Genomic DNA, 20835 nt, shown 5'->3' on the forward strand with positions numbered 1-20835 from the left:
GAGGTTAGGTAAGCCTTACCTCAGGGGATGCACTTGCGGCTGTACCTCACCACGCTCAACCCCACCGACTCGGTCACGCGGGGCTTCCTGCCCGCCGCGAAGGCCCTCGGCTGGGAGATCACCGTCCTGACCGATCGCCCAGAGGCTTATCCGGGACACGACACGATCCAGGCCGACGTACGCGACCCCAAGACCGTCATCGACGTGATCGCGCGCCACCACCGGCCGGATGTGATCTTCTCCAACTCCGACCACCTCCAGGTCGAGACCGCCCTCGCCGCCGACTACTTCGGCCTGCCGGGCAAGGACTGGCGGGCCTGCCTGACCGCCAAGAACAAGGCGCTCACCCGGCACGCGCTCGGGGACGTGCGCTCGGCCCGGCTGGTGCCGGGCGAACCGCTGCCCGACGTGACCTTCCCCGTCGTGGTCAAACCGCGCGAGGGGGTGGCGAGCGAAGACGTCGTGCTGGTCAGGGAGAACCTCCAGGAGGCCGCCGACGACATCTGGACCCGGCGGCCGGGGACCGTGCTGGTCGCGGAGGAGTACCTCGAAGGCCCGCTGATGACCCTCGAAACGCTGGGCGACGGCACCACCACCAGAATCCTGGGCGGGTTCCGCACCACCCTCGGGCCGCTCCCCCACTTCGTGGAGGAACGCCTCGACTGGTCGGCGGACCTCCCGGGGGCCGCCGAAGTCCTGAACCGGCTCGCCGGCCTGAACATCGGATTCGGCGCCTGTCACACCGAATACGTCCTGACCGGCGAAGGCCCCCGGATCGTCGAGGTCAACTACCGGGTCATCGGCGACAACTGTGACCTCCTGCTGGCCGACCACCTCGACGTGCCCCTGTTCGAGTGGATCCTGCGGGTGCACGCGGGCGAACCCGCTCCCGAGGTGCCACCCACCACAGGGCACGCGGCGACGGTCAGCGTGCTGGCCACCCGGTCCGGCACGATCATGAAAGCGCCCAAGGAACTGACCGGCGCCTATGAGGACGTGCGGCTCTGGCACCTGCCGCTGAAGGAGGCCGGGCAGCCGGTCTCGGTGACCAACACCAACCGCGACTACCTGGCGCTGCTGCGGGCCGTCGGGCCTGATCGCGAGGCCGTCGACACGGCCGCCAAGGCCTTCCTGGACGCCCATCCGTGGGTGGTCGCGTGACGAACGCCACGGCGGTGCGGGTGGGCCGCGACACCTACCTGGCGGCGCGGGTGCTCAACGCCCTGATCAGAGAAGACGTCGGCGGGCTGGCGGGGCGGCTGAGCTGGGACAAGGCGGGCGCCTACGTGCCGCTGTCGGCGTCGCGGCGGGTGCGGATGGCGCCGGGGTTCCCCTCCGGCGGTCTCGAAGGGCTCTTCCAGGACTTCACGGTGGCGGCGGGCGAGCGGCTGCGGCTGCGCGAGGTGCTGGCGACGCTGGGCAAGATCGCCGATCCGGCCGACGCCGAGGGGGTGGCGGCCTTCCGCGAGGAGTGCCGCCAGACGCTGACCGGGCTCGAACTGCTCGACCGGCACCGCGCCTCGGTGGAGGACAGGCTGCCCGAACTGGGGCCGATCGGCTACGAGGTGCTGGCCGCGTTCACCGACCATCCCGTCTATCCGACCGCGCGCTGCCGGCACGGGCTGACCGAAGAACAGCTGCTCGCCTACGCGCCCGAGTTCGCGCCGCGCTTCACGCTGCGCTGGGCGGCCGTCCCCGGGACCGGTCCGGTGCCGGAGTTCTTCCCGTCGTTCGCCGCCGTCGGCCTGCCGGCCGGCCTGGCCGCGACCCATCGCCTGTTCCCCGTACACCCCCTGTCGTTGCCGCAGGTCAGCGCCGTGGTCGCGCCGCTGGATCTCCTTCCGGTACGACCCACGCTGTCGATGCGCACGGTCGAGGTGTCACCGCGGACCCACCTGAAGATGCCGCTCGCCACCGCGACGCTCGGGGCGCGGAACCGGCGGTCGATCAAACCGGGTGTGCTCGACGACGGCGCCCGCGCCGAACGGCTCCTCGCCGAGGTGCTCGACCGGCATCCGGGGATGCGGGTGTGCCTGGCCGGGGAGCAGGAGTACGCCCATTCGGGCAACGAGTTCCTGGCCTGGATGGCCCGGCGGCTGCCCGAGGGCGAGATCGTCTCGGTGGCCGCGCTCAGCGTGCCCGGAGTGCTGGGCGCGCTGGCCGACCGGCACTACCGGGGCGACCAGGAAGCGCTGCTCGCCGACTACCTCACCGCATTGCTGACCTGGAACGTCACGCTCTTCGTCCGGTACGGCATCGCGTTGGAGGCCCATCAGCAGAACCTCGCGCTGGTGTTCGGCGACGGGCCGATGCGCCTCCTCATCAAGGACAACGACGGGCTGCTGGCCTCCCCCGACCACCTCCACGCCGCCGGGATCACCGTTCCCGGCTTCTCCGACGAGCGCATGCTCACCGGCGATCCCCACGCGTTGGCCGACGTGTTCGTGACGATCACCCTGCACCTGGCCGCCGCCGCGGTGACGCTGCGGCCCGACCTGGTCAGGGCCGCGCTGGCGAGCGCCCTCGACGAGCACGGCGATCATCCGATGGCCCGGCTGCTGCGCAACCGCACGCTGGAGGCCGCCCGGCTGGTCGGCAAGAGCATGGTGACCGCCGGGAGCCTGGTCTCCAAGACCAGGTCGGGCGCGAAGGACATCAACAAGTTCTACGGGACCAGCGGGCCCAACTATCTGCGAAAGGGGTCCCCCGGCCCATGTACATGAACGTCGCGGAGCACGCCACGGTCGCCGCCCTCCTCCGGTGCTGCATCCGTGAATTGCCCGGCCAGGCGTTCCCTGCGGGTCCGTACACGATGGTGCGGGTCGGCGGGGTGTGGCTGAGGGCACTGACCAGCGGAGGGACGGCCATCCGGATCGACGGTCCGGAACGCCTGACCGGCACCACCTGGGCCCGGCTGACGTCGGGCGAACTGGTCGAGCTGATCGGGCGGGAGTTCCCCGGGGTCAACGGCGAGTTCGCCGAGCAGGTGACCGGGAGCAGGAAGGTCATCGAGCGGCTGCTGACGGCCCGGTCGCACGCCAAGCCCCCCGAGGACGACTGGATGGCCTCGGAGCAGGAGCTCGTCTTCGGGCATCCGTTCCACCCGGCACCCAAGGCCCGGGAGGCGGCCAAGGGCGACTGGATCGACTACGCGCCCGAGGCGCACGCCCGGTTCCCGCTGCGGCTGCTGGCGGTACGGGAGGATCTGGTCGTCGAAGAGGGCGACGTGAGCGCCCTCGACCGGATCCCGGCCGACGTGCCACCGGGCTACCGGCTGCTGCCGGTGCATCCGTGGCAGTACGAGCTGATCCAGCCGCCGCTGGGCGATTCCGGGCTGCTCGACCTGGGGTGGGCGGAGCACGAGGTGCTGCCGACCTCGTCGGTGCGGACCGTCTACGACCCGCTGCTCGACAAGTGCCTGAAGTTCTCCCTCGACGTGCGGATCACGAACTGCGTCCGGAAGAACGCCTGGTACGAACTCTCCGGGGCCGTTGAACTGTCGCGGCGGCTGGCACCCGTCTTCGCGGCGCTCACCGAGCGGTTTCCCGGCACCCGGTGGTTGCCCGAGCCCGGCTACCGGACGGTCGACCTGGGCGGAGAGCTACTCGAAGGGCTCGGGGTGCTGGTGCGGTGCAGTCCGCACGGACGGTGCGGGCCGGGGGTCACGCCGGTGCTGGCGGGGGCGCTGGCGCTGCGGGACATCGGCGGCGACGATCCTGTGTCGTGGTGGCGGTCGTATGTCGAGGTCGTCGCGCTGCCGGTGCTGGAGGCCTATCTCAGGCACGGGGTGGTGCTGGAGCCGCATCTGCAGAACGTGCTCGTCGGGCTCGACCCTGCGGGCCGGCCGGTCCAGGCGGTGTTCCGGGACCTCGAAGGGACCAAGCTGGTCGGGCACGACCTGGCCGGGGTGCCTGCGGAGGTGGCGGGGGCGATGACGTACACGCCGGAAAAGGGCTGGGATCGGGTGGTCTACTGCCTGGTTGTGAACCATCTGGCCGAGATCGCGGCCTCCCTGAGGGCCCCGCTGGACACGCTGTGGGGGGTGGCGGCGGAGGAGATCTCCGCCTACGGCGACTCGATCGGGTGGCCGGAGCCCCTCAAGCAGCTGATGTCGGGGGTGCCGCTGCCCGCGAAAGCCAACCTGACCGTGCGGTGGGCGCGGCGGGCCGATCGGGCGGCGACCTACGTGCCGGTGGCGAATCCGCTGGTGACGGCGTGATCGCCGAGCTCCGCGAGATCGCCGGGCGGCTGGGCGACGTGCCGGCTTATGTGTACGACCTCGCCGCCCTCGACGCGCACGCCGCCCGGATCCGGGAGGCGACGCGCGGGATCGAGGTCTACTACGCCGTGAAGGCCAACCCCGACCCGGCGATTCTGCGGACGCTCGCGCCCTATGTCGACGGGTTCGAGGTGTCGTCGGGGGGCGAGTTCGACCACGTCTCGGCGCTGTTCCCGGGGAAGCGGCTGGCGTTCGGCGGGCCGGGGAAGACGGCGTCGGATCTCACCAGAAAGCCTTACCGGTTCCATGTCGAGAGTCCCCGGGAGCTCGATCTGCTGGAGTCAGCGGATGTGCTCCTCCGGGTGAACCTCAGAACCGAGGTCGAGGGTGCCGCTCTGGCGATGAGCGGGCCGTTCGGGATGGATCCGGCGATGGTCGACGAATGCCGCACGCGACTCGGGTCAGGAAATATCCGGGTCAGGGGCATTCACGCCCACCTCGCCAGCGGCCTGGATGCGCCCGCCCTGATCAGCCTCGCCAAGACGATCGCAGACCACGCCCACGAAGGCGAGGAGGTGTGTGTCGGCGGCGGGATGGCCGTCGACTACACCGATCCGGCGAATATCTTCGACTGGACGACCTACGGCGAAGGCCTGCGGGGACTCGACCGGGACATCCTGAGGATCGAGCCCGGCCGGGCGATGACCGCCTACTGCGGCTGGTACCTGACCAAGGTCCTCGATGTGAAGCGCGTGCACGGCGAGCTGTTCGCCATCCTCACCGGAGGCACCCACCACCTCCGCACGCCGGTCACCAAGGGCCACGACCAGCCCTTCACCGTCTTCACGCCGGGCGGCCAGGGGGCTCTCCGCCGGCCCGGCGAAGGCTCGGGCCACGATGAGGAGATCACCCTCGTCGGGCAGCTCTGCACGCCGAAGGACGTCTTCGCCCGCCGAGTCGGTGCGACCCTGCGACCAGGTGACGTCGTCGCCTTCGCCATGGCCGGCGCCTACGCGTACAACATCTCCCACCACGACTTCCTGATGCACCCGAAGCCCGAGTTCCATTACGTCTCGGGGATGCCGTAGATCAGCGCCGTCAGGTCGTCGAGGTCCATGAGGTCGACCGGCCTGACGGTGCGGTTCTCCAGCACGTAGTGGAAGGCCGCGCTGACCTGGGTCAACGGCACCTCGGCCAGCTTCGACCAGGCCAGCCGGTAGGCGGCGAGCTGGATGGCCTGGATCCGGGCGGCGGCTGAGTTGCGTGGCCGGTTACCGGTCTTCCAGTCGACGACCACATAGCCGTCGCCCCGGGGGAACACCGCGTCCATCCGCCCCCGGACGAGCCGGTCGGCGATGACGGTCTCGAACGGGACCTCCAGGTCGACGGGGGTGCGGTCGGCCCACTCGCTCTCCTCGAACCGGTCCTGGAGTTCGCGCAGCTGGTGGTCGGCCTCGTTGACGTCGTCGGCCGCGCCGGGCAGGTCGAGTTCGTCGATGAGCCGCTGCTGACCCCACCGGGTCTCCAGCCAGCGGTGGAACGAGGTGCCCCGCCGGGCGAGGGGCGCGGGCCTGTGCGGCAGCGGGCGGCGGACCTCCCGGGCGTAGGCGTTCGGGTCCTTGGCCAGCGAGACCAGCGACGAGACGGACAGGCGCAGCGGCAGTTCGACGAGGTTGCCCTCGCGCCGCCGGTCGCGTTCGCGCAGCAGCAGCGTCGTGTCGCGCGCCCACGACTGCATCCGCTCCTGCTCCCATTGGCGCAGCTCGCCGACGCCCTCCTCGTCGAGCCCTTCGAGGGCCTCCCGGATGAAGCGCGCCCCTTCGGCGATCCCGTCGCGGACGGCGACGGCGGGCCAGTCGGCGGAGGCGGGCTCGGCCAGCAGCGGGTTCTCCACCGCGTCGTCCTCGGTCCAGACCGCGACGGTGGACGCCTGGTCGCGGACCTCCAGCAGGAACCGCGAGGGCTCCAGCGGCCGGGACGCGGTCCCCCACCGGTAGCCCGACGCGATCAGCAGATAGTGCGCCCTGGTCACCGCCACGTAGGCCAGCCGGCGTTCCTCACGCAGGTCACGTGCCCGGCAGGCGTCGTCGAAGTCGGTCAGCTCCTCTTTGGACAGCCCTTCGAGCGCGGGCAGGTCGCGGGCGTCACCGCGCAGCGCGTAGGGGAGTTTGCGCGGGTTGTCGGTCCAGCGGGAGTTGGTGACCGGGGTCGCGGGGAAGATGCTCCCCCGGGCCAGCCCACCGGCCGCCGTGGTCACCTCGGACAGGCCGGGCACGATCACGATGGGCCACTCCAGCCCTTTGGACGCGTGCACGGTCATCAGCTTGACGCTGTTGGTCTCGCCGACCCGGCCGCCTTCGAGGCCGAACTCCTCGGTCTCCGCGGCCTTGAGGTAGGCCAGGAACGCCCCGAGCGTGGGGTCTTCCGCGTCGCCGGCGAACCGGGACGCAGCGTCGAGGAAGGCGTCGAGGTCGGCGCGGGCGGCCAGCGGGCTGCCGCCCCGGGAGGCCACCTCCACGTCGAGTCCGGTGCGGCGTTCGACCTCGGAGATCAGGTCGGGCAGCGGCAGCCCGGCGTGCGAGCGCAGGGTGCGCAGTTCGAGGGCCAGCGCCGGCAGCCGTTCGCGGGCCAGCGGGGAGAACGGGTCGAGCCAGTCGGGGCGGTCGGGCAGTTCGTCGAGGGCGTCGATGATGCTGCCGCGCTGCGACTCCAGGTCGGCGACCACCTGGTCGAGCGGGTCGTTGGGCCGGCCGCCGCGCTGGTCGCGCTCGCGGTTGAGGTCTCTGGACAGGTCGCCGAGCTGTTTCAGGTCGGCCGGACCGATGCGCCAGCGCGGCCCTGCCAGCAGTCTGATCAGGGCGTCGCCGGCGGTGGGGTCGTACATGACCCGGAGAGTGGAGACGATGTCGGCCACCTCGGGCACGGTGAGGAGCCCGCCGAGCCCGACCACCTCGACCGGGATGCCGCGCGCCTCCAGCGCCTTGCGGAGCGTGGGGAACTGCGAGCGCTTCCTGGCCAGGATCGCCACGTCGCCAGGTTGCACGGCGGGACCCTGCTTGGGCTTGCCGCGCTCGCCCTCCCCCCAGGGAAGGCCGTCGGGCGCGAGCTCGATGCCGAGATTCTTCTGTACGCCCTCCGCGATCCACTCGGCCTCGTCCTGCGCGGTCGCGTGGTAGGCGCACACCACCCGCCCCCGGTCGGCCCGGTTCTCCCCCGGTGTCAGCACGGGCACCTCGGCGGTCTCCCGCCGCAGGTCGGTCTGGACCCGGGCGGCGACGTCGAGCACCCGCTCGCCGTTGCGGAAGCTGATCGAGAGCTGGCGGACCGGGGCCGCCTCGCCCTGGGCGGTCGGGAAGTCGTGCGGGAACCGGGTGAGGTTGCCCGCGGAGGCGCCCCGCCAGCCGTAGATCGACTGGCAGGGGTCGCCGACGGCGGTGACGGGATGCCCGCCCCAGAACAGCGACCGGAGCAAGACGAGCTGGGCGTGGCTGGTGTCCTGGTATTCGTCCAGCAGCACGACCGTGAAGCGCTCCCGCTCGACCTCGCCGACCTCGTCGTGCTTGGAGGCGATGCGGGCGGCCAGCGCCATCTGGTCGCCGTAGTCGATCACCTCGCGGGCCCGCTTGAGCCGTTGGTAGGCCTCCACGAGCGGCAGCAGCTGCTCCCGCATGGCCTGGACCTGCACCGGCTTGCGCTGGGCCTGGGTGACCCTGCCGGGGAGCAGCGCGAGCCGTTCGGACCAGCGTTTGCCGTAGTCGCGGACCTCCTCGGCGGAGGTCAGGTGTTCGGCCATCTCGCCGGCCAGGTCGAGCACGGCGGCGGTGACGCTCGGGGGGCCGAGGTCGACCTGGTCCATCGGGCCGTCGTATTGGCCGACGACGCGGGCCGCCATCTGCCAGGCGACGGCCGGGGTGACCAGGCGCATCGTCGGTTCCATCGCCTCGCGCAGGGCGTTGTCGGTGACCAGGCGGGCGGCGTAGGCGTGGTAAGTCGAGATCGTCGGCTCGACCTCCAGGTCCATCGGCGTCTCGGTCTTCTCGGCGAGCGTCGTCAGCCGCTTGTGCACGCGTTCGGCGAGTTCGGCCGCCGCCTTGCGGGTGAAGGTGAGGCCGAGGATCTGCTCGGGCTTGGCGAACCCGTTGGCGACCAGCCAGACGACCCGCCCGGCCATGGTCTCGGACTTGCCCGACCCCGCTCCGGCGATGACGACCATCGGCCCGAGGTCGGCGGAGATGACGGAGGCCTGCTCGTGCGTGGGCGGTGGCACACCCAGCGTCGCCGCCAGGTCGAACGGGGTCAGCACACCTGGCCCCCGCCGTCGTTCACCGGGCACGACAACCGGGCCGCGCAGGTGCGGCAGCCGTCGTTGACCTTGGCCACGAACAGGTTGGCCGCCATCCCGGCCGCGACCGTGGTGACCAGGTCGTTCGCCCATTCGGGGTCGACGTCGTCGCGAAGCGGCATCTGCGACTGCTCCCTGGCCAGCGGGCCGGTGCCCGCGGCCTTGCCGACCTGGAGCAGCGCGGCGCCGCCGGGCTCGGTCATGCCGTGCCGCTCGAACGCGCCCAAGACGGTCGCGAGCTGGTAGACGCCGAGCTGCGGGTGCCGGTCGAGTTCGTCGTCGCGCGGTTTGGCGGTGCCGGTCTTGATGTCGATGATGACCGCCCGGCCGTCGCCGTCGCGCTCCACCCGGTCGACCCGGCCCTTGATCACGACGCCGTCGGAGACCACTTGGGTGAACGACTCCTCGAAGCCGACCAGCTCGCGGGGGTTGTCGCGGTGCCAGGTGAGGAAGCGGTCGACCATCCGCTCGGCGACGTGGCGCTGTTTGCGGTTGAACCAGATGCCGCCGAAGTCGAGTTCGTCCCACACGTCGTCGAGGCGTTTGGCCAGCTCGTCGGTGGAGTGTTCCTCGGCGGCGAGGACGGCGATGGCGTGGATGACGTTGCCGAAGACCTGGGGGACGCTCTCGCCGCCCGTGCCGACCGCTGTTTCGAGGATCCACCGCAGGCCGCACTTGGTGAACTTCTCGACCGCCGACGGGGAGATCTGGACGACCCCGTCGGGCCAGCCGAGGGGGCGGTCGTCGGAGATCTCGGTGAGGGCGTACCAGGTCTTGGGGTCGGCCCCCGGCACGCCCTCGTCGGCGAGCCGGGCGAGATGGCGGGCGGCGGCGCGGCGCATCGGCTCGGGCCGGGTGGGGTCGCAGACGGCTGCGCGCAGGTCGGCGACCAGGGCGGGCATGCTGAGCCAGCGGGCCCGGTCGTCGACGGTCGCGTTCTCCAGGCCGCCGGGGACGAGCTCGTTGAGGAAGCGGGACGGGCGCTCCTCGGCGTCCTCGCCGCCGACGGCGGTGACGACGATCCGGGTGCGCGCCCGGGTGGCCGCGACGTAGAACAGGCGGCGCTCCTCGGCCAGCATCTTCGAGCCGAGCGCGGCCCTGACCAGGTCGGTGCCGTCGAGCGCGACCCCGCCGGAGACCTCGACCAGCGTCTCGACCCCGAGCAGCGACCCGCGCACCCGCAGGTCGGGCCAGACGCCCTCCTGGACCCCGGCCGCGACGACGACGTCCCATTCGAGGCCCTTGGAGCGGTGGGCGGTGAGGATGCGGACCGCCTCGCCGTCGGGCGCCTGGGCGGCCAGCGAGTCGGCCGGGATCTCCTGGGCCATCAGGTCGTCGACGAACACCTCGACCCCGGCCTGCGGCAGCCGGTCGACGAACTTGGCGACGTAGTCGAACAGGTTCACCACTGCGTCGAGGTCGCGGTCGGCCTGACCGCCGCGCGCGCCGCCGCCGAGGCTCGAATGGGTCCAGCGGTCGGACAGGCCGCTGGCCTTCCAGACCTCCCAGAGCGCGTCTTCGGCCGAGAGCTCCTCGATGACGGTCTCCCTGGCGATGGCGAGCAGCCCGGCCAGTCGCTGCGCGGGAGCGGCGACATGGGGTTCCAGCAGGATCAGCTCGCGCGGGTCCTGCACCGCCGCGACCAGCAGCTCGTCGCTGGATCTCGGCGGGACGACCCCGGCTTCGTGATCGGCGATCCGCAGCCCGCGCCGCAGGCGGCGTACCCCGATCATGTCGGTGCCGCCGAGCGGACCCGTCAGCAGTTCCTCGGCGGTGGCCACGTCGAGCGACTCGGGCCGGGCGGCCGCCTTGAGCAGCAGGACGAGCGGCCGCACCCCGGGTTCGGTGACCAGCGGCCCCTCGTCGCCCGCGACGACGACCGGGACCCCGGCCGTGTGCAGCGCCCGGCGCAGCATCGGCACCTGCCGGGTCGCGCTGCGCACCAGCACCGCCATCCGCTGCCAGGGCACGCCGTCGAGCAGGTGGGCGCGGCGCAGCGTGTCGGCGACCACGGCGGCCTCCTGGGACACGCTGTCGGCGATCACCACCCGGACCTCGCCTGCTTCCAGCCCGTCGACGGCGTGGATGTCCCGGTGGGGGGCGTCGCGCATGCCGGGCGGCACCGGCAGCCGGGCGGCGACCCGGCGGGAGGCGGCCAGCAGGTCCTCACCGCTGCGGCGGCAGGTCCGCAGGGCCACGACCGGCGCGGGCTGATCGTGAAGGGTCCGGAAACGTTCCGGGAATTCGAGGATGTTCTGCACCTCGGCGCCCCGGAAGCCGTAGATGGCCTGGTCGGGGTCGCCGACCACGATCAGGTCGCGGCCGTCTCCGGCGAGGCCGGCCAGCAGCGCCTCCTGGGCCGGGTCGGTGTCCTGGTATTCGTCCACGAACACCATGTCGTAGGCCGACCGCTCGCGATCGCGGACGGGACCGTCGGCCAGCAGCGCGGCGGCCTCCCTGATCAGCTCGGCGTAGTCGAGCGTCCAGATCGGGTCGAGGTCGAACCGCTCCTGGTAGCGGGCCGCGAACCGGCCCACCGCCACCCAGTCGGACCGCCCGTGGGTGTGGCCGAGATCGACGAGGGCGCGCCCGTCGAGGCCGCGCTCGCGGGCGCGGGCCAGGAAGTCGCGGACCTCCTCGGCGAACCCGCGCGTCTTGAGCCATTCGCGCATCACCTCGGGCCACCGCGTGGCCCCGTCTTCGAGTTCGCCGTGCAGCAGGCGGCGCACCTCAAGGAGCTGTTCGGGGCCGGTGAGCAGCCGAGGCGGCGGCTGACCTGCTTCCAGCGCCTCGCGGCGCAGCAGGGCGAAGGCGTAGCTGTGGAAGGTCAGCGCGAGCGGCGTGCGGGTGGTGCGGCGCAGCCGCGCGGTCACCCGGTCACGCAGATCGCCGGCCGCCCGGCGGCTGAAGGTCAGCACGAGGATGCGCTCGGGGTCGACGCCGCGCGCCTCGACCCGCTCCACGACGCTCTCGACGATGGTGGTCGTCTTCCCCGCGCCAGGCCCGGCCAGCACGAGCATCGGCCCGCTCTCGTGCGCCACGACAGCACGCTGATGCTCGTCGAGCACAGGACCGGGCCCGCGCCCCACACCCCCACGCCGCACCAGCCGATAGTTCATAACCCGTCATTTCATCACGTCACGGCCACGTGATGCGCGCCGAACGGTGGTAGTCGACCCCCCATCGGTCCCAGACGGTCGCCATCGGGGCCAGACGGGCCGCGAACGCGTCGAAGGAGCGCTCGCTCTGCGGGGTCCAGGCCACCTCGGCGATGGCCGGGAGGCGGGGGAAGGTCAGGTGCTCGAGGTCGTCCATGGTGACGACGGTCTCGGTCCACAGGGCCATCTCGACGCCCTCGATCCGGTCTTCGCCGATGCCGTCGATCAGGGTGGCCGGGTCCCAGTCGTAGGCGTCGTCGATCTCGGTCGTGCCGGCCCAGGTCTGGCCGACCCTCGTGGCGTCGTCGTATTTCATGTCGAGGTAGACCCGGCTCGCCGGGGACATGATGACCTTCGCGCCCTGGGCCACCGCGCGTTCGACGTCCTCCGGGCCGCCGTTGGTCTGCCAGTACTGCACCAGCGAGCCCGCCGGCAGCACGGTCGCCCCGGCCTCCTGCCAGCCGACGACCTCCTTGCCGTTCGCGGTCACCGCCTGAGCGGCGAGTTCCACGATCTGGGCGTACTCGCGCTCGGACAGCTTCTCCACCTCGTCGCCGCCGATGTGCAGATGGTGGCCGGGGGTCAGGGCGGCGAGCTCCTTCAGCACGTCGTTCAGGAACCGGGCCGTCTCGGCCTTGCCGGGGCACAGCGCCGAGAAACCGACCTTGATGCCCGTGTACGGTTCGGGCGCCACCCCGTCGCAGTTGAGCTCCGGATGGGAGGCCAGCGCGGCGTTGGTGTGGCCGGGCACGTCGACCTCGGGCACCACCCGCACGAACCGCTCCTGGGCGTACCTGACGATCTCGCGGTAGTCGGCCGCCGTGTAGAACCCGCCGGGACCGCCGCCCACCTCCGTGGCGGCGCCGATCCCCGTGAGCCCCGGCCAGCCGGGGATGGCGATCCGCCAGCCCTGGTCGTCGGTCAGGTGCAGGTGCAGGACGTTCAGCTTGTAGGCCGCCATCAGGTCGACGAACCGCTTCACGTCGGCGACCGGGCGGAAGTGGCGGGCCACGTCGAGCATCGCGCCCCGCCAGGCGAACCGGGGGCGGTCACTGACGCGCACCCCGGGGATCGCCGGGACCCGGGCGAGCTGCCGGAACGTCTGCGCGCCCCGGAACAGGCCCTCAGGGGTCGCCGCGCTGATGCGGGCGCCGTCGGCGTCCACGGTGAGCTCGTAGCCCTCGGTGCCGGCCTGCGGGGCGTCCAGGTCGAGCCTGATCCGGCCCTTGGCGCCGAGCTTGAGCTCCAGGCCGGTGTCGGCCTCGATCCCGTGGATGAGCTGAGCCGCGACCGACGGCTCCGCCGAGGTCACCGTGTCACCGGCCTTCAAGGTGAAGCCGTTCTGCAGCCTGGTCACCGATGCGGGTAGTGGCACCAAGGAGAGCTGCGGCTCCTCCTCTTGCGCCCCCGAACCACACGCCACCACGAGCATCACCAGTCCCAAAAGAAGCCGCCGCCACACGACCCTCATTGGATCACGTGACGGCGGCAACTGGAAAGTTTCTTTAACGTTATCCGGTGAAGACGTGGTCGACCAGGCGGGCCGCGGACTTCCCGGAGTCGTGCGGGGCGTACGTACGAGAGAAGGCCAGATAGCGATCGGCGAGCCGCACCGACACCGAGTCGATGCTGCGCAGCACCTCGACCACCTCGGCCGAACTGGCCAGGCGCGGGCCGGGCCGCTGGGCCTCCAGGTCGAGGTAGAGCCCCCGGTTGCTCTTGTACTTGTCGAGGTCGGGCGTGAACAGCACGACCGGCCGTCCGGTGGCCACGAAGTCGAAGGCGCACGACGAGTAGTCGGTCACCAGGACGTCGGCGACGACCATCAGGTCGGCCATGTCGGGGTAGGTGGTCACGTCGATCGCGAACCCGCCCAGCGACTGGACGTGCGGGAAGGCCTGCATCAGGTGCCCGCGCACCAGGATCACGTGGTCGTCGCCCAGCGCCCGCTGCGCGTCGGCCAGGTCGAGCTTGACGGCCGCGTTGCGGCGGTCCCAGTCGCGGAAGGTCGGGGCGTACAGGACGACCCGCTTCCCCTCGGGGATGCCCAGCCGCTTGCGGATGGCCGGGGCCAGCGCGTCGCGGTGGAACAGCACGTCGTTGCGCGGGTTTCCGCATTCGAGGATCTCGCCCTCGTAGCCGAACGCCTTGCGCAGGATGCCCGACGCCCAGGGCGACTGCGAGATCAGCAGATCCCACTGACGCACCTCGGTGGTCTGGCGGGCGTACACCGGCGGGCGCGGCTCGCGCCGCATGTGCGGCAGGTCGCGGCCGATGTGCTTGATCGGGGTGCCGTGCCAGGTCTGGACGTAGACCTGCTCGTCCCGGGCCCGGAACCACGGCGGCAGGAACTGGTTGGCCACGATGTAGCGGGCGCGGGCCAGGGCCTCGTAGTGCTCCCGGCTGCCCTCCCGTACGACCGTCGGCACGATGCCGTCGCCCAGACCCAGTTCGGCGGAACCGGGAGGGACGAAGGCGCCGTCGCGGACCACCCAGATGTGCTCGCCCTCGTCGCCCCTGCGCAGCCGCTCCTCGTAGATGGCGCGCGGGTTGTCGGAGTATGACCGGCCGTCGAAGGAGGCGTAGACGGTGGCCTCGCGGATCGGCTTGGCCTTCTCGGCCGGGTAGAAGGTGCGGCTGAGCGCCCACACCCCGGCCGCGCTGCGCTCGTCGCCGGGCCGCTCCTCGGCCGCCACCAGGACGGGCACGTCGTAGCGGGTGGCCACGAACCGGTAGACCCGGCCACCGACCGTGCGCTGCTCCTCGTCGATGGTGTCGAGGGCGGCGTGGTCGACCCGCACGGGGACCATCGCGGGGCCGTATTTGCCGGGCGGGGCGACGGACATCGTCCAGGTGCCCTCGACCAGCGGGGTGGTGTCGGCGAAGCGGGACATCGCGCCGGGGGCGAACTCGACCTCGAAGGCGGTGCCCTCGCGGCGCAGCGGCACCCGGTAGGTCAGCCCGCCCCGGTGCCGCAGCACCAGGTCGCGCTCGCCGGCCTCGGCCGGGTAGTCGCCCGTGAGGGCGAGGACGCCGTCGCGCCAGACCATGGTCTTGATGATCGGCAGCACCTTGTGGCCGGAGACGACCACGCGGTCGCGCCGGTCACCCTGGACGGTGATCTCCCGGTCGCCCAGCAGCAGCCGGGTCTCCGGGGTGCCCTCCAGCATGACCGAGGCCGCCGGGTCGCCCTTCGGCTCGACCCACAGCCGCCGCGCGTCGGCGGTCAGCAGGGTCTGCACTCCCAGGGAGATCGAGAAGACGCTGCCGCCCTCGGCGGGGGTGAACTCGGCCGGCATGCGGTGGCCGCCGACCCGGGCCTTGCCCTTGTCGACGGCGCGTCCCGGCAGGAAGCCGGTCAGCTCGACCGTCTCGCCGTCGATCTTGACGCCGGTCAGCTCGGCCCTGGTGGGCTGGAGCACGACCTGGAGCGCCTTGTCGGAGGTCCAGACGGGCCGTACCCACCAGCGGTCACGCGTCTTGCGCCCGGCGGGCCGCTCGACCCGGCCGATGGACGGGCCGCGCAGCACGCCCTTGGCGCGGGCGGCACGCGACCAGATCACGATCTCGGCCCGCCACGTGGTGGTGTCCTGGACGATGTGGCGCCGCTTGATCATCCGCTTGGCGCCGCGGACCATGGCCCGCAGCCCGGCCCGCCAGCGCAGCGAGAACGGGTTGAGCTCGGCCTGGAAACCGGCCCAGTCGTAGTTGCAGCCGGGTTCCTTGGCGTCGTGGGTGGCCTCGGGCCGGAAGACCCGGGTGGTCTTCATGGTGACCGGCGGCAGCCAGCGCGGCCCCCGGAGGACGACGGTCGCGCGGTTGAAGCGCCGGGACCGGACCGACAGACCGGCCAGGTAGGCGTGGCCCGTGATGCGCAGGGTGCCGCCGTCCCAGGTGATGTCGTCGATCTGGGTGACCGGCACCATGTCGGCGGGGCGAAGGCGGAGCAGTGACTGGTCGTCGACCTCGACCGGGAGGTCGGCGTACCAGCGCAGGCCCTTGCGGACGCGGCGGGACGGCTCGGCGGCCGCGGCGGCCAGCTTGGCCAGCGCGTCGCCGTCGGCGAGTTGCTTGGCGTCGGCGGTCTCCACCAGGTGGAAGGCCACCCGGCGGCCGACCGGCAGTTCGCGCTTGACCTTCGAGTCGATCGTGGCCAGGTAGGGGCGCAGCACTTCGATGGCCTGGGCCCGGCGGGCGGGGCCGCGCTTGGCGGCGGCGTCGAGCCGGGCGCCAAGGCACCCGGCCAGCACCTCGGCATCGAGCCGGGCGCGCTCCGCGCTGCTCAGACCCTCCGCGCGAACGAGCTCCACCAGGGCGTCGAGTGGCTCGCCCCGGTCATAGAGCTCCTGGACAGCCCGCAGTCGATCGGCGACGGAATCGCCCTGGCGAGCGGGTGTCATAAGGGGGCACCACCCTTCGGATGACCGGTGTTTCAGAAATGGTAATGCCGGTTAAAGGGGGATTCCGTCCCATCGTGCCTCACGCATCAATGCGCGTTCCCCTTTCACCGGTGTTCCTTCCACACGCCACCTGCGGAGACATTCGGCCTCCAGACCCGGTGGCGGGCTCCCATCCGTGCGGATCACGCGCCACCATGAGACGGCTCCGCCCCATGTGGCCATCACCCGCCCCACCTGCCGGGGCCCGCCTTCACCGAGGTATTCGGCCACGTCTCCGTACGACATGACCCTCCCGGGCGGGATCCGGTCGACCAGGTCCAGGACCTTGTCGGCGAAAGGTGGCGGGTGATCGTTCATTGGCTCCAGCTTGTCGGTCCGGCGTAGAGGAGGTCCTCCACCTTGCCGAATTCGACGTCGCCCTGTTCCAGAATTCCGTCGCGGACGCCGTAGATCTCGCCGTCCTCACCGACCAGTCGCGCGCCCAGCAACTCGGCGACGCGCGCCAGGTGCGCGAGGTGCCAGTCGGACGCGGGCGAGCCGAACAGCCGGCCCGACCACACCGCGACCTGGTGCCCTTCGTCGCCGTGCCGCGCGACGACCTCTCCCGCCTCGGCCGACCCGCGCACCTCGATGTCGGAGTGGCCCGACAGCGTGCGGACGAGTTCGGCGTAGGCGAGCGGTGATACACGCTCGACGCGCAGCTCGTAACCCATGGTGCGCGACGATAGCGAACCTTTGCCCCTTGTTGTGATGAGAAAGGGCAAGTTTCCCCCTAAGTCGTCATCTCCTTCTGCGGGCCAGCAGCGCCGCGAGAAGGCCGAAGGCGGCCAGGCTCAGCACGGACGCGACGCCGTAGACCCAGAGCCGGATGGCGTCGGGGCCCGGCGGCTGCGGACCGGCCGACTTCGGCCCGCCGCCGAAGTGGAGGTCGTCGCCGACAGGGGCGGCCTGCTGGTATCCGACCAGCTCACCGGCCCTGGTGAGGGCTCCGGCGGCGTTCACCACGCCGAAGCCGGTCTTGTCGTCGTAGCCGTTCTTGGGGTGCGGCCCGGCCGAGTCGGACATCGACCGGACGACCAGTTCGGCGGGCAGCCGGGGATATTTGGACCGGATCAACGCGGCCACCCCGCCCACCATGGCGCTGGCCGCCTGGGTGCCGTTGACCGCCTGGCCGGTCGGGACGCGGACGCCCGGTGCGGCCACCAGTACCGAGAGGTTGTCGGAGCTGTCGGGGGCGCGCACCCCGGCGTCGTCGACGGCGGTCACCCCGATCACGCCGGGGAACCCGGCCGGGAACTGCCAGTAGGAGGTGCCGTTCGCCGTGGACGAGGGCCACCGGCCGATGTCGCCCGCGCCGGAGACGATCACGACGTCGCGCTGCAGGGCGTAGGCGACCGCGTCGCGCTCGACCCGGCCGACCCCGAAGATGCCCACCGGCACCACGATGACCTGGGCGCCGTGGTTGACGGCGTAGCGCACCCCCCGGGCGATCGGGCTGTCGATCGGAGAGCCCTGAGCGCCCTCGGGATCGACCAGATCGCCGTCGAGGGGCATCGAGGTGATCGGCACCGACAGCACCTTGGCCTCGGGCGCGGTGCCTTGGCGGCCACCTCCGGTGCCGTTACCCGCGACCAGCCCGGCCAGGACGGTCGAGTAGTCGTTGGTGCGCATCTCGTCGCCCTCGAAGAACGTGCCCGTCATGTCGGGCGCCTGGACGACCCGGCCCTTGAGCTCGGCGGGTTCGCCCACCCGGTCGTGGAGCAGCGCGACGGTCACCCCGGAGCCCTTGGTCTGGGCCCACGCGGCGTCGATGTTGAGGTCGTCGAGGGGAGCCGGCGCCGCCGCGACGGCCAGGAGGGCGGCCACCGCGACGGCGGCGGGCCTCAGCACTCGGTCCCCTGGGTGCAGCGCGGCACCTCGGGTTCTTCGCCCAGCGACCGGGCGACCCGGCCACCGAGGGCCTGTGCGGTCGGCCACAGCTCGCTGTGCAACAGCTCCTCCTGCGGGATCGCGTCACGGGTTCGCCCGTCGGTGTACCCGGCGGTGTAGAAGACGATGTACGGCCCCACCCCGACCCAGCCCGACCGCTGCCGCTGGGCCGCGCCGAACAGGTCGGTGACGGTGCCCGGGAAGGCCACGGGGCGCACCCCGACCCGGTCGTCGATGGGCAGCTTGCCGGCCGCCGAGGTGCGGGCGGCCTCATCGGCCATCACGGCCACGCCGACGGTGATCGCGAAGGCGCCCGACTGGTCGACGTAGGTCGCCCGGAGCAGCGATTGGCACGACACCTCGCGGAAGACCGAGGCGACCGACCGGTCGACCCCGGCCCAGCAGGGGATCTCGGGCGCGATGCCGACCCGGCGGGCGAACTGCTGCGAGCGGGCCAGGCCGACGTATTCGAGCTCGTCGGGGAAGACCATGGACGCCGGCCAGTCGTGCCAGCGGCGGGCGACGTCCTCTTTCACGTAGTCGGCGCGCTCCTGGCCGGTCAGCGGGCGGGAGCGGGTCTCCTGGACGACGCCGATGCCGCCGATGACCGCGTTGACGGCCGCCACGAGCACGGCGGCCGTCAGCAGGCTGGTGACGATGCCCCGGCGGCGGACGCCCTTCTCGAGCTCCCGCCGATCCTTGGCGGCCTGGACCGCCGCCGCACGCCCGCGCGTGGCCGGCCATGAGCGCACCCGGGTCCGCTGGGCCCGCGGCTGCTGTGGCGACATTCCTCAATGTTACGCCGAAGACTCCATACGCCAACGATTCGGTAGAGGTCTCCTACGTGGCGATTTCTGGTGAAGCCTCCCGGCGCCGTGCTCTGCGGGCCACGACGACGATCACCGCGACCGCGCCACCTGCCCCGATGAGCCCGGCGACACCGGCGCCGCCGTAGAAGGCGATCATCCGGCGGTCGCGCTTCACCATCGCGATCGGCTCGGGGGTGGCGGTGGAGAAGGGCCGGTCGGGATCGTGGGCCTTCTTCCCCGAGGCGGTCGGTCTATACCCGGCGAGCCGGGCGGCGGCGGTCAGCGCGCGGCCGGCGTTCACGACGCCGAAGCCGGTGCCGGTGTTGTAGCCGGTGCCCTTGGGGGCGACGGCGGAGCCGGAGAGCGCCTGGGCCACCAGGGCGGGCGACAGTTTCGGATATTTCGCCTTGATCAGGGCGGCCACCCCCGACACCAGCGCCGTCGCCTGGGACGTGCCGCGGCCGACCCAGTATTCGTCGCCGGGACCGGCCCCCAGGATGTCGACCCCGGGCGCGGCCAGCATCACCGAGGCGTTGCGGGTGGAGAAGAAGGCCCGCCGCATCGTGCCGGTCACCGCCGCGACCGAGATCACGCCCGGCAGCGAGGCCGGGTAGGAGTAGGGGCCGCCGGTGTCCTCGGCGCCGTCGTTGCCGGCCGCCGCGACCAGGACCACGTTGTTGGAGATCGCGTACGCCACCGCGGCCCGGTCGGCCTCCGTCGCGGCGCCCTTGGCGATCGACAGGTTGATCACGTCGGCGCCCTCTTCGACGGCGTAGCGGATGCCCCGGGCCATCACGCTCTCGTAGCGCTCGTCCATGTTGAACTTCTTGAAGCCCGGCTCGTCGTCCTCCAGGATCACCCGGACCGAGAGGATCTTCGCCTCCGGCGCGACCCCGATCACGCCGTCCTGGCCGCCGGGGCCGTGGCCGTGCCCGGCGATCAGGGAGGCCATGTAGGTGCCGTGGAGCCGCTGCGGCTGCACGTCGGCCGGGTTGGCGCCCTTGGTGAAGTCGCGGCCCACCCGGACCGCCCCTTCGAGGTCGCGGTGGGCGGGGTCGACCCCGGAGTCGAGCACCGCCACCAGGACGCCAGAGCCCTTGGTGACCCGCCAGGCCTGGTTGATGCCGATCGTGCCCAGGGTGCCGGTCTGCCCGCCCCGGACGCCGTCGGCGGCGGCCGTGCCGAGGAACGGTCCGGCCAGGAGGATCAGGACGACGAGCGCCCGCCTCAGCACAGGAAGCCCTCCGACCGGCAACTCGTCGGCCCGGGGGCCACCAGGGCACGGGCGATCTGCTCCGACAGCTCGTCGGTGAAGGTGAACATCGAGGTCAGCGGGCGGTCCAGCGCCTTGGCGGGGCGGCCGTCGACCTGCCCGGCGGTGACCATCACGAGGTAGGGCCCGGCCCGGTGGTAGGTGCCGTACTGGCGGCCGGCGGCGGTGAAGCGCTCGGTGGCCGTCTTGGGGAAGCTCAGCGGGCGCAGCCCCGGCGAGGGACGGTGTTCGTGGGGCAGCGCGGTGGTGGCGGCCATCACGGCGGCGGCGTCGCGGAAGGCGCCGACCCCGATGGTGACCACGACGCCCTGGACGGCGTCGAGGTAGGTGGCGCGGATGACGCCCCGGCAGCCGGCCGCCTCCATCGAGGCCCTCAGAGCGACGTCGACGGCGGCGGCGCAGTCGGTGCCGGGGCCGATGCCGACCCGCCCGGCCACCTCACGGCCGCCCTGCTCGGAGGTGTAGGTGAGCCGTTCGGGGAAGATCTTCCCGGCCGGCCAGGTGCGCCAGCGGCGGGCCAGTTCCTCGGCCGCCGCGGCGCGCTGTTCCTGCTTGCTGGGGCCCCGGGTCAGCTCGGTCATGGCCGAACTGACCCCCACCCCCGCGACGACCGCGCAGCTCACCGTGAGCGCCGACGCCACGACCAGCGCCGGCCAACTGCGTCTTTCCGTCACGGACCGACTTTAACCGCCGTAGACCGGCGCA

The 20835-nt window shown here is 72.1% G+C and carries 14 protein-coding genes; 4 read left to right on the forward strand and 10 right to left on the reverse strand.

Features of this window, described 5'->3' with window-relative positions; all coding sequences use genetic code 11:
• Positions 1-27: 27 nt before the first annotated feature.
• From AW272_RS27910 to AW272_RS42555, 4 genes are read left to right on the forward strand one after another with little or no spacing between them, the layout of a single operon-like run.
• A complete protein-coding gene (locus AW272_RS27910) occupies positions 28-1161 on the forward strand; it encodes an ATP-grasp domain-containing protein (RefSeq protein ID WP_245657752.1) in 1134 nt (377 codons plus the stop codon).
• A complete protein-coding gene (locus tag AW272_RS27915) occupies positions 1158-2723 on the forward strand; it encodes an IucA/IucC family protein (RefSeq protein WP_066371237.1) in 1566 nt (521 codons plus the stop codon). The genes AW272_RS27910 and AW272_RS27915 overlap by 4 nt, the downstream gene beginning before the upstream one ends.
• Complete coding sequence (locus AW272_RS27920) at positions 2714-4219, forward strand: IucA/IucC family protein (protein WP_066371239.1); 1506 nt, start codon at positions 2714-2716, stop codon at positions 4217-4219. Before AW272_RS27915 ends, AW272_RS27920 begins: the two co-directional genes overlap by 10 nt.
• On the forward strand, positions 4216-5307 hold the full coding sequence (locus AW272_RS42555; protein ID WP_066371242.1) for a type III PLP-dependent enzyme domain-containing protein: 1092 nt from the start codon (positions 4216-4218) through the stop codon (positions 5305-5307). The genes AW272_RS27920 and AW272_RS42555 overlap by 4 nt, the downstream gene beginning before the upstream one ends.
• Here the strand turns inward: AW272_RS42555 and AW272_RS27930 are convergent.
• The 10 genes from AW272_RS27930 to AW272_RS27970 form a co-directional block, all read right to left on the reverse strand.
• Positions 5286-8522: an ATP-dependent helicase gene (locus AW272_RS27930; RefSeq protein ID WP_066371246.1), complete on the reverse strand. Its 3237-nt coding sequence runs from the start codon at positions 8520-8522 to the stop codon at positions 5286-5288. The genes AW272_RS42555 and AW272_RS27930 overlap by 22 nt on opposite strands.
• Positions 8516-11680 (reverse strand): ATP-dependent helicase, encoded by a 3165-nt coding sequence (locus AW272_RS27935; RefSeq protein WP_066371249.1) that lies wholly within the window; start codon positions 11678-11680, stop codon positions 8516-8518. Before AW272_RS27935 ends, AW272_RS27930 begins: the two co-directional genes overlap by 7 nt.
• Before the next feature lie 19 nt (positions 11681-11699).
• A complete protein-coding gene (locus AW272_RS27940) occupies positions 11700-13190 on the reverse strand; it encodes a beta-N-acetylhexosaminidase (RefSeq protein WP_066371257.1) in 1491 nt (496 codons plus the stop codon).
• A gap of 40 nt (positions 13191-13230) precedes the next feature.
• Positions 13231-16119 carry a CDP-glycerol glycerophosphotransferase family protein gene (locus AW272_RS27945; protein ID WP_066371259.1) on the reverse strand — a complete coding sequence of 963 codons (2889 nt, stop codon included), beginning with the start codon at positions 16117-16119 and terminating at the stop codon, positions 13231-13233.
• Positions 16120-16170: 51 nt separating this feature from the next.
• Positions 16171-16476: an MGMT family protein gene (locus AW272_RS41160; RefSeq protein ID WP_083958746.1), complete on the reverse strand. Its 306-nt coding sequence runs from the start codon at positions 16474-16476 to the stop codon at positions 16171-16173.
• Positions 16473-16832 (reverse strand): hypothetical protein, encoded by a 360-nt coding sequence (locus AW272_RS27950; RefSeq protein ID WP_066371261.1) that lies wholly within the window; start codon positions 16830-16832, stop codon positions 16473-16475. The genes AW272_RS41160 and AW272_RS27950 overlap by 4 nt, the downstream gene beginning before the upstream one ends.
• A gap of 67 nt (positions 16833-16899) precedes the next feature.
• Positions 16900-18009, reverse strand: coding sequence for a S8 family serine peptidase (locus tag AW272_RS27955; RefSeq protein WP_066371262.1), 1110 nt, complete (start codon positions 18007-18009; stop codon positions 16900-16902).
• Complete coding sequence (locus AW272_RS27960; protein WP_066371263.1) at positions 18003-18836, reverse strand: hypothetical protein; 834 nt, start codon at positions 18834-18836, stop codon at positions 18003-18005. The genes AW272_RS27955 and AW272_RS27960 overlap by 7 nt, the downstream gene beginning before the upstream one ends.
• A gap of 52 nt (positions 18837-18888) precedes the next feature.
• On the reverse strand, positions 18889-20091 hold the full coding sequence (locus AW272_RS27965) for a S8 family serine peptidase (RefSeq protein WP_083958747.1): 1203 nt from the start codon (positions 20089-20091) through the stop codon (positions 18889-18891).
• Positions 20085-20804 (reverse strand): hypothetical protein, encoded by a 720-nt coding sequence (locus AW272_RS27970; RefSeq protein ID WP_245657753.1) that lies wholly within the window; start codon positions 20802-20804, stop codon positions 20085-20087. Before AW272_RS27970 ends, AW272_RS27965 begins: the two co-directional genes overlap by 7 nt.
• Positions 20805-20835 lie beyond the last annotated feature (31 nt).

This window comes from Herbidospora mongoliensis (assembly GCF_001570545.1).
Classification (GTDB): Bacteria; Actinomycetota; Actinomycetes; order Streptosporangiales; family Streptosporangiaceae; genus Herbidospora; species Herbidospora mongoliensis.